The organism is Burkholderia sp. ZZQ-2, from assembly GCF_050768715.1.
Lineage (GTDB): Bacteria > Pseudomonadota > Gammaproteobacteria > Burkholderiales > Burkholderiaceae > Burkholderia > Burkholderia cepacia.
Window position 1 is genome coordinate 1 of the sequence record NZ_LDVA01000038.1, and the last position, 2668, is coordinate 2668.

Sequence of the window (2668 nt, forward strand, 5' to 3'; positions counted from 1 at the left end):
CCATCTCCCACCGCTGGTAGGCGGTGAGGGTGCCCGCGCGATCGCTCGCCGAATCAGACATACGCGTCTTCCGCCTTGCCGCCGATCGCGATCGCGCCGCTCTCGGCCAGGTTGCGCACGATCTGCAGGATGCGGCGCTGCTGCGTCTCGACTTCGGACACGCGTACCGGGCCGCGCGCGTCGAGATCCTCGGCGAGCAGTTCGGCCGCGCGCTGCGACATGTTCGCGAGGAACTTCTGGCGCAGCGCGGGCGGCGCGCCCTTCAGCGCGATGATCAGCGTTTCCGACTCGACTTCCTTGAGCACCATCTGGATCGCACGGTCCTCGAGGTCGAGCAGGTTCTCGAACACGAACATCTGGTCGACGATCTTCTGCGCGAGATCCGCGTCGTACTGGCGCACGCTTTCGAGCACGCCTTCCTCATGCACGCTCGTCATGAAGTTCAGGATCTCGGCTGCGGTGCGGATGCCGCCCATCGGGCTGCGCTTCAGGTTGTCGCTGCCGGACAGCAGGCCCGTCAGCACGTCGTCGAGTTCGCGCAGCGCGGCCGGCTGGATGCCGTCGAGCGTCGCGATCCGCAGCATCACGTCGTTACGCAGGCGTTCGGTGAAGCACGACGCGATCTCGGATGCCTGGTCGCGGTCGAGGTGCACGAGGATCGTCGCGATGATCTGCGGGTGCTCGTTCTTGATCAGTTCGGCCACCGCGCCCGAGTCCATCCACTTCAGGCCCTCGATGCCGCTCGTGTCGCTGCCCTGCAGGATGCGGTCGATCAGCACGCCGGCCTTGTCCTCGCCGAGCGCCTTGGTCAGCACCGAGCGGATGTAGTCGCTCGAATCGAGCGACAGCGCGGTGTGCTGCTCCGCTTCCTTCGCGAATTCCTGCAGCACGTCCTCGACCTGCTCGCGCGTGACGTTCTTCAGCGCGGCCATCGCGGCGCCGATCTTCTGGACCTCGCGCGGCGCGAGGAACTTGAATACCTGCGCGGCCTCTTCCTCGCCGATCGACATCAGCAGCAGCGCGCTCTTGGTCAAGCCTTCAGCGTTCATCGGACACCCAGTTCTTCACGACGGTGGCGACGATCTTCGGATCCTGGCGGGCGATCGAGCGCGCGTAGTCGAGGTTGCGTTCGTAACGGTTCTTTTCGCTTTCGAAACCGAGCAGCAGCGCGTCGGGTTCTTCGGCCTTCTCCGGCGCCGGCAGGCCGTCGAGCGCGACCGGATCTTCCGGCGCGGCGAGCGCCGGCGCGACCGGCTCGGGCGGCGGGAACGCGCGGCGCATCGCCGGGCGCACGAACATGAAGTAGAGCGCCGCCGCGGCCGCCGCGATGCCGAGCCACTTCGCGGCTTCCTTCGCCATCGCGATCATGTCGGGCTGGCGCCACCACGGCAGGTCGGCGTACGGGTCGCTCGCGGTCGAGAACGCGCTGTTCACGACGTTCACCGAGTCGCCGCGCTTCGCGTCGTAGCCCATCGCGTCCTTCACGAGCTGCTCGACCTGCGCGAGCTTCGCCGGCGGCAGCGGCTGCATCGTCACGTGGCCCTTCGCGTCGGCGACCGGCTGGTAGTTGACGACGACCGCGACCGACAGCCGCTTCACGCTGCCCATCGGCTGCTCGAGGTGACGGATCGTCTTGTCGAGCTCGTAGTTGGTCGTCTGGTCCTTGCGGTCGCTCACGGGCGTCGTCTGCGGCGCGTTCTGGCCGTTGCCGGCGACGATCGGCGCGGACGCCGGCTGCGGCGGCGTGTTCGACAACGCGCCCGGCACGCCCGACGCGCCGCCCTGCGCGAGCTCGGTCGCGCTGCTGGTCTGCTGGCTGCGGATCGCGGATTGCTGCGGATTGCCGTTCGGGCCGTAGCTTTCCGACGTCTGCTCGACCTTCGAGAAATCGAGGTCCGCGCTGACCTGCGAGCGCGCGTTGCCCGTGCCGAAGATCGGCGCGAGGATCGCGTCGATGCGTTTCTGCGTGTTGTGCTCGACCTGCTGCACGTACTTGAGCTGGCTCGCGTCGAGGCCGGATGCCGAGGCGGTCTGGGTCAGCAGGTTGCCGTCCTGGTCGACGATCGTCACGTTCTTCGCGGGCATGTCGGGCACGCCGGACGACACCATCCGCGTGATCGCCTGCACCTGGCCCTCGTCGAGCACGCGGCCCGGATAGAGGTCGACGAACACCGACGCGCTCGGCGCTTCCTTGTCGCGCACGAACACCGACGGCTTCGGGATCGCGAGATGCACGCGCGCGCCGCGCACGGCGTTGATCGATTCGATGGTGCGCTGCAGCTCGCCTTCGAGCGCGCGCTGGTAGTTGATCTGCTCGGCGAACTGGCTGATGCCGAACTTCTGGTTGTCCATCAGCTCGAAGCCGACCGAGCCGCCCTTCGGCAGCCCCATCGCGGCGAGCTTCAGGCGCGTTTCATGTACCTGGTTCGACGGCACGAGGATCGCGCCACCGGCATCGGCGAACTTGTAGGGAACGTTTGCCTGCTGGAGCGCGGCGATGATCGCGCCGCCGTCGCGATCCGACAGGTTGCTGTACAGCACGCGATAGTCGGGCGCGCGGCTCCACAGCACGAGCGCGGTGATCACGGCGACCGCGAACGCGACGGCGATCAGGAACGGCAGCTTCGGGTTGCCCTTCATCCGCGAGATGCCGGGAATGCGTTCCGCG

2 protein-coding genes are annotated in these 2668 nt (G+C 67.7%); both read right to left on the bottom strand.

The window, feature by feature from the left end; all coding sequences use genetic code 11:
- Positions 1–53 precede the first annotated feature (53 nt).
- A complete protein-coding gene (gene fliG, locus ABY44_RS01230) occupies positions 54–1049 on the bottom strand; it encodes a flagellar motor switch protein FliG (RefSeq protein ID WP_027788887.1) in 996 nt (331 codons plus the stop codon).
- Positions 1039–2668, bottom strand: a 1630-nt coding sequence (gene fliF / locus ABY44_RS01235; RefSeq protein WP_431640753.1) for a flagellar basal-body MS-ring/collar protein FliF, incomplete at its 5' end; no start/stop codon positions are given. The genes fliF and fliG, both read right to left, overlap by 11 nt.

Bases quoted from the DNA above. Each gene is read 5' to 3' on its own strand.
- fliG (WP_027788887.1), bottom strand. From the start codon at position 1,049: ATGAACGCTGAAGGCTTGACCAAGAGCGCGCTGCTGCTGATGTCGATC.